Below are 7,531 nucleotides of genomic sequence, written 5' to 3'. Positions count from 1 at the left end.
TCGATGGAGTATCTGCAGAGGAGAATGATATCCGGCTCTTTCGAAGAGGTATGAATGGATACTCTACCGGAGCGGATGGCGATGATACAATCTTGACCGAATCTGCATCCTGTTCGTCCCAGGACAGACCCAGAGTGCAGTATTCCTAAAAACGGGATAAATAATTTATCCTTTTTTTCTTTTTATTCTTCCAGAGAACCGTTTTCATCCGGTCCTTCATCGATGATCTCTGCCTGGGGGATATCATCATCAAGGCCTTTTTGCTCATCAGGAGAGAGTGAGGTAACGCCAACGACCCGGTCACCTGAGGCAAGTCTCATAATCCTGACCCCCTGGGTTGAGCGGCCCTGAATGGGTATTTTATCAACATAGGTTCTGATTACAATGCCTTCGGCGCTCATGAGGATGATCTCTTCGTCCGGTCCTGCGGAAAATGCCGTGACAATACCGTCATTGCGTTTCAGTTTGATGTTTCGAACACCCATCGTACCCCGGCCATGACCCCGGTACTCATCAAAGTTGGTACGTTTTCCATATCCTGATGAGGTGATGGTAAGGAGGTGCTTTCCTTCCTCAATAACAGTCATACTGGTGACAACATCATCGTCTTTCATCCGCATACCGATGACACCAAGGGCGTTCCGGTGACGCAGAGGTATCTGTTCCTCATGGAACCGAAGGCTTTGCCCGTATCTGGTAGTGATGATGATCTCCTGGCTACCGTCACTGACCATAACATGCACCAGGTTATCACCCTCACGAAGTGAGATTGCATTCACCCCGGTGGATCGCGGTCGTGCAAACTCATCCTGCGGAATCTTGATGATCATTCCCCGTTCGGTCAGGAAGAGGAAGTACCGATCTGACGAGAACTCCTGTACCGGAATGACTGCGGTGACCCGCTCCTCATTTCGAAGATCAAGCAGGTTTACAATAGCCTTTCCTTTACTCTGCCTGGACCCTTCCGGAATATCAAAGACCCTGAGCCAGTACGCCCGGCCGGTTGAGGTGAAACAGAGCAGATGGTCATGGGTATTGGCAACAAAGACCTGCTCCACATAATCACCATCCTTGATGGAGATCCCCATGACACCTCTGCCTCCCCGACCCTGGACCCGGTATGCATCCACATCCATATGCTTGACATAGTTCTGGTGGGTAAGGCAGACCAGAACCTGTTTGTTCGGAATAAGGTCTTCCCGTACGATCTCCTGAATATCACCGGTTATCCGGGTCCTCCTCTTGTCTGCATACGTATCCCTGACCTCCTGCAGCTCCCGGGAGATTTCTGCCCTGATATTGGCCTCGGAAGACAGGAGTTCGACAAGCCGTCTGATCTCAGCCTCAAGCTGATCCCGTTCATCGATCAGTTTCTGCTTTTCAAGAGCAGCAAGCCGGCGCAGCTGCATCTGAAGGATTGCCCCGGCCTGTGCCTCATCAAGAGAGAACTTTGCAATAAGGGCATCCTTTGCCTCATCAGCGGTCTGGGCTGCCCGGATGGTTGCAATCACCGCATCAATGTTGTCGATTGCATGGAGCAGACCGTGGAGGATATGAACCCGCTCCTCTGCTTTGCGCTTGTCAAACTCACTTCTTCTGGTGATAACAGAGATCCGGTGACGAACGAACTGTTCAATAAGGCCGATTAAACCCAGGATTTTTGGCTGCCGGTCAACTATTGCATAATTGATAATACCAAAGGTGCTCTCAAGGGCGGTGTGCTTATACAGGTGATTCAGAATCAGCTGGGGCCGTGCGTCTTTACGGAGATCGATGACAATCCGCATCCCCTCCTTGTCTGATTCATCCCTGAGATCTGATATTCCATCAATTCTCTTCTCTTTGACCAGCTCAGCGATATGTTCGATGAGTTTTGCCTTGTTGACCTGATAAGGGATCTCGGTGATGATGATCTGGTCCCGTTTGCCTGATTCATCAATCTCGGCAACACCCCGGACGGTCAGTTTGCCCTGGCCTGACAGGTATGCATTCTGAATCCCGTCGGTGCCCATGATGATACCGCCAGTCGGGAAATCAGGACCCGGCATTATCTGCATCAGGTCATGGACCGTTGCATCGGGGTGTTCCAGGTAATAACAGACCGCATTGCATACCTCGCCCAGGTTATGGGGCGGCATTTTGGTTGCAATACCGACGGCAATACCATCGGAACCGTTGATGAGAAGGTTAGGCAGTTTCGCCGGAAGAACTGATGGTTCCTGGAGGGATTCATCAAAGTTTGGGACAAATTCAACCGTCTCTTTATCAAGGTCGACAAGGAGTTCTTCTGCCTCCCGTTTCAGCCTGACTTCCGTATATCGCATTGCCGCAGGAGCGTCTCCGTCAACAGAACCGAAGTTTCCCTGACCGTCGACAAGCATCATCCGGTACGAGAACGGCTGTGCCATCTTGACGATGGTATCATAAATGGATGCATCACCGTGTGGGTGATACTTACCCATGACATCTCCGACCACACGGGCTGATTTTTTATAGGGCTTATCGTGGGTATTTCCCATCTCCCACATGGCGTACAGGGATCTCCGGTGGACTGGTTTTAATCCGTCCCGGACATCAGGGATTGCTCGTCCAATGATCACCGACATCGCATAATCGATGTAGGAGGACTTCATCTCCTCCTCAATATTAACCGGATTGACCTTCGGGGTAAAGAGTGACTGCTGGGAATCTTCAGATGTCAAGGTTTGTCACCTCTTTTGCATGCCGCTTGATAAAGTCACGACGGGCGGTGACATCATCACCCATCAGTTTTTCAAAGATCTCATTTGCGTAGGCTGCATCCTCGATCACCACCCTTTTGAGGACTCTCGTCTCCGGGTCCATTGTGGTTGCCCAGAGCTGGGATGCATTCATCTCTCCAAGACCTTTGTATCTCTGGACATTCACGCCCTTCTCACCCATCTCCTGCAGGATCTGTTTCATCTCCTCTTCGGTGTAGGCATACTTCTCCTGCTTTCCCTTTGAGATCCGGTAGAGCGGGGGCTGGGCCAGATAAATATACCCGGCTTCGATGAGCGGTTGGAGGTATCGGAAAAAGAATGTCATGAGAAGTGTACTGATGTGGGCTCCATCGACATCCGCATCGGTCATGATGATGATGTGGTGGTATCGTGCCTTCTCGATATCAAAGGATTCACCAACGCCTGTCCCGATCGCAGAGATAAGTGCCTGAATTTCGTTATTTTTCAGAATTTTATGTACCGTTGCCTTTTCAACGTTCAGGATCTTTCCACGAAGGGGGAGGATTGCCTGGAATCGCCGGTCACGACCCTGCTTGGCACTGCCACCTGCAGAATCTCCTTCCACGATATAGATCTCACTCTTTTCAGGAGATCTCTCAGAACAGTCGGCAAGTTTCCCGGGAAGGCCGGATGACTCAAGCGTACTCTTTCTTCTGGCAAGTTCCTTTGCTTTCCGGGCTGCTTCTCTGGCCTGATATGCCAAAACGGCTTTGTCAATGATAGCTGCGAGGTCTTTTGGATGTTCCTCAAAGTATTCACACAGTGAAGCATACACGAGTGAGTCCACAATGCCCCTGACCTCACTGTTCCCCAGTTTCATCTTGGTCTGTCCTTCAAACTGGGGGTTTGCCATCCTGACCGAGATAATGGCAGTCAGTCCTTCCCTGACGTCATCACCCTTCAGCGAGAGATTTGGATCCTTTATTACCTTATTCTCCTTGCCCATTTTGTTAATGGCTTTGGTCAGGGCGGATCTGAATCCCTCAAGATGAGTCCCGCCTTCCTTGGTATTGACGCTGTTTACATAGGTGAAGATCTTTTCAGAGTAGGTTGTTGCGTATTGGAATGCAATATCGACCTCAACTTTGTTTTCCGGATCTTTCCTCTCAAAATAGATAACCGATTCATGAACCGGCTGGGCTTCGTGGTTGAGATATCTGACATATTCTGATATCCCGCCTTCATATGAGAAGACCTCGCTGCATTCCTCAAGATCTTCACACCGTTCATCGGTAATGCTGATGGTAATCCCTGAGTTGAGAAATGCAAGTTCCCGCATCCGGTGGGCAAGAATATCATAGTCAAACTCAACCGTCTCAAATATCGTCGAATCAGGTTTGAACCTGATCATTGTACCGGTTACCTGTGACAGATATTTTTTAAGAAAAGCCTCTTTTGTGTCTGGGCAGTCATCAGGAAGTTTTCCATATCGTCTGATATACCGGTCCTTGATCTCTTCAAAGTCCTCTTCTTCCTTAATAAGGTCGGTTTGTGGCTGACCACGGGAAAAGAGCATACGATAGGTATACCCGTCCTTCCAGACCGTCGCGGTCAGTTCAACAGAAAGGGCATTGACAACCGAAACACCAACCCCGTGCAGCCCCCCTGACACCTGGTAGGTATTCTTGTCAAATTTTCCACCTGCATGAAGGACGGTGAGAACGGTCTCAAGAGCACTTTTATTGTCATTGTCTTTCATCGGATCGACAGGGATACCACGCCCGTTGTCCTCCACACTGATACTTCCATCCGTGTGTATGACGACCTGCACATGGGTGCAGTATCCTGCAAGGGCCTCATCAATGGAGTTATCAACCACCTCGTATACCAGATGGTGAAGCCCACGGCTGTCGGTGGATCCGATATACATCGCCGGCCGCTCCCTGACCGGTTCAAGACCCCGCAGAATTTTGATATTCTCAGAATTGTATGTATTGGACAGACAAAAACCTCCCAAAAAATATGTGTTGAGAAAATGTGTCCAATACTATTGGTGTTTGTACATCTAAAATATGGTGATTCAGATGCGAAAAAAACCGGGGATGTGTCAGGCTGCTGGAGGCACTTCCTTCATTTCGCGCACTGACTTGAGGTAAAATAACCCGACGACGGCGAAGGTGATCATCGGAGAGACGAATTCAGGAATGTGATATCCGAAACTGTCGGCAAGCATGATGGTTCCCAGACAGAGAATCGAATACATGGCTCCATTTTTCAAAAACCGGTAGTTTTTAATTCTTTCAATATTGCCAACGGTAATCTGTCTGACTGCAATGGCACCCAGGGCATTTCCAATGAGGATAAGGGGTACAGACATGGTGAATGCAAACGCCCCAAGAACGCCGTCGATGGAGAACGTGGCATCAATGACCTCAAGGTACATGATCTTACTGATGTCAGACATATCCCCTCCCATAAGTTTTTGCTCCTGAAGTTCTGCATTCTGCCTAAATCCGTGAACGATGAAAAATGCTGTGGATCCGACAACCGCCCCAAATGCCATCATCGCATTCTTTTCTATGGCAAACCAGACGATAATCATGAGCAGGATGGATACAACCGCATAAAACCATACTCCTTTTGAAAAGAAGTATCGCTCTCCTTTAAGGCCAAAATGCTTCTCCTCAAGGAAGAGCCAGTGAAAAAAGAGGAAGAGCAGAAACGTCCCTCCGCCGATGAGCAGGATGGGGGAGGATGTCTCAATCGCATCTTTTATCTCAGGTTTATCACTAAACATCGCGGTAAACACTTCCCAGGGAGAAAGTTCCGGTGCTGAAAACCAGACCAGGAGGAGAGGAAGCAGGCCGCGGACGAGGAAAACGGCAAATAATATCCCCCAGAGCAGAAACCATCTCCGGTATTTTGGCTGCATGGTACCGAGGACTTCTGCATTGATGATGGCATTATCAATACTGCAGATGATCTCAAACATGCACAGACCCATGATGGTCAGGATGATGGTAAAGAGTTCCACGTGCTAAGGTATGGGATAAAAGAATATGAATTCAGCCTATCAGCTGGAAACATGAGTTTGGAAATATATTTATGCAGGCTCTGTGTATGACAGGAACCAAAAGGGTATCATGCCCTTTTCTGTATACCTATACACTATATATACTCGGTTCTCCTATCCGATGGTATGAAGTATGAGACTTTGCTCATTTCTGTTATTCTTTTGCTTATCTGCATTCTGACGTCCGGATGTACGCATACAGATCTTGGGAACCTCTCTGATAATACTCCGATTCTGGTGAAAACAACACAGCCCCCGAAGGTGCAGGAAACAAATCTTCCATCCGCTCCTGAACCGGTTCAGAAACGGGTAATGACTCATGACACCGATGCATCCGGCCGGCTGAAAGGGTTTATTGAGGATACTTTTCCAAAGCTGACAAAGGCCTATGTGGCTATCAGGGCATCTGATCGTGCACTTGATGCAGCCGGCGTTCAGGAGAAGGCATTAGCACTTGAGAATATGGTGCAGGACCTGACCGAGGAGTATCATCTTGATCAGTCTCTGCCGGAAAAGAATGTATTCCCAGGCCTGAGCTCTCGGGAAGAGGTAATTTTTAATAAATATCTTGGGTTTATCCGTTCACTGGGTTCTTATGCCTCAAGTCTGAAGCAGGCAGTATATTGGAAGAATGCAGGAACTGATCCTGCCTCACTAGGAAATTACCGGCGATATCAGGATCTGACTGACAATTATGGGAAGAATGTAATTACTGATATTAAGACCCTGGACGGGTATTGTACAGAATGGGGATTTCCGTATCTTGATAAAAAATATATGAAGGAATATTCGTTTACTTCCTGATCACATCCGTCTCTTTTTTATTCGATAATAGTCAGGGTTCCTGCTGTACCGTCCACTTCGGCCAGAGCGCCTGCCGGAAGACGGGTAAGAGGAGTCCCGATCCGATCTATCATGGGGATCTTTCCCATAATGGCCCCAACGGCAATGATGGTTTCTGCCTCCTCATTGATGATCGCCGCAGGGGCATGACCATTGCGCGAGAGGGCATAGAGAATGTAACTCCCGACGGTTGATCCCTTCCCGTATTCAAATGCCAGAACTGACCCGGTTATGTCCTTTCCTTCAAGTGGATGGCCTGGCTCAAGGACAATTCCTGTTTCCGGATCTACACCGGAGAGAAATGAGATTGGATCAGGGCCTATAAGCAGGGGCCCTTTTCCAATACCACGCGATATACCGCGTCCATGGAATATCATGCACACTCACGTATAAGTAGAACGACTGGATAATTATGTACTATGGAACAGCCTCTTGCACGTATCTCCTGTGAAAATGAGATTCACTATCAGATTCGGATCCAGGAGCTGGAGGCCCAGAATCTTGAGTTGTCTATCCGTTCAGAGGAATTAATCAAGGAAAATTCTGTCCTGAAAAGGGAGAATTCACAACTCAAACGAATGCCCCTTTTTGTTGCGCTGGTTGTGGATGTCTTTAAAAATGGCGAGATTTACCTTCGTCAGATGGGGAACAACCAGGAGTATGTGACCCAGATTACGGATGAACTGCGCCCGTACGTCTACCCTGGGTGTAAGGTTGCCGTAAACAATGCGCTTTCTGTCGTAAAAGTCCTTGAAGAGACGTATGACTCCAGGGTCAGGGTTATGGAACTTGATGAATCCCCGGATGTGACATTTGAGCATATTGGAGGCCTTTCCAGCGAGATAGAAGAGATTCGGGAAGCGGTTGAGTATCCGCTTACCATGCCGGAAGTCTTTGAGCGGATAGGTGTGGA

The 7,531-nt window shown here is 48.5% G+C and carries 6 protein-coding genes; 2 read left to right on the top strand and 4 right to left on the bottom strand.

From position 1 onward, the window contains the following. Positions 1-182 precede the first annotated feature (182 nt). The 3 genes from gyrA to PLA23_RS08255 all read right to left on the bottom strand — a co-directional run bounded on the left by gyrA (position 183) and on the right by PLA23_RS08255 (position 5,736). Complete coding sequence (gyrA, locus tag PLA23_RS08265; RefSeq protein WP_324474830.1) at positions 183-2,702, bottom strand: DNA gyrase subunit A; 2,520 nt, start codon at positions 2,700-2,702, stop codon at positions 183-185. Continuing rightward, complete coding sequence (locus PLA23_RS08260; protein ID WP_324330443.1) at positions 2,692-4,704, bottom strand: DNA topoisomerase subunit B; 2,013 nt, start codon at positions 4,702-4,704, stop codon at positions 2,692-2,694. Before PLA23_RS08260 ends, gyrA begins: the two co-directional genes overlap by 11 nt. Before the next feature lie 105 nt (positions 4,705-4,809). Then, complete coding sequence (locus tag PLA23_RS08255) at positions 4,810-5,736, bottom strand: DUF475 domain-containing protein (RefSeq protein WP_324330441.1); 927 nt, start codon at positions 5,734-5,736, stop codon at positions 4,810-4,812. Positions 5,737-5,901: 165 nt separating this feature from the next. Between PLA23_RS08255 and PLA23_RS08250 the strand changes: the two genes are divergently transcribed. Beyond that, positions 5,902-6,579: a hypothetical protein gene (locus tag PLA23_RS08250; protein ID WP_324474828.1), complete on the top strand. Its 678-nt coding sequence runs from the start codon at positions 5,902-5,904 to the stop codon at positions 6,577-6,579. A gap of 17 nt (positions 6,580-6,596) precedes the next feature. On the opposite strand, the gene PLA23_RS08245 is transcribed toward PLA23_RS08250, so the two are convergent. After that, complete coding sequence (locus tag PLA23_RS08245; protein WP_324330437.1) at positions 6,597-6,995, bottom strand: aconitase X swivel domain-containing protein; 399 nt, start codon at positions 6,993-6,995, stop codon at positions 6,597-6,599. Between the two features lie 42 nt (positions 6,996-7,037). Between PLA23_RS08245 and PLA23_RS08240 the strand changes: the two genes are divergently transcribed. Beyond that, the coding region (locus PLA23_RS08240) for a 26S proteasome regulatory subunit family protein (protein ID WP_502883611.1) at positions 7,038-7,531 on the top strand (494 nt) is incomplete at its 3' end.

Source organism: Methanospirillum sp. (genome assembly GCF_035406105.1).
Taxonomy (GTDB): Archaea; Halobacteriota; Methanomicrobia; order Methanomicrobiales; family Methanospirillaceae; genus Methanospirillum.
The sequence above is the reverse complement of the archived record's forward strand: the minus strand, read 5'-3'. Positions and strand labels throughout refer to the sequence as shown.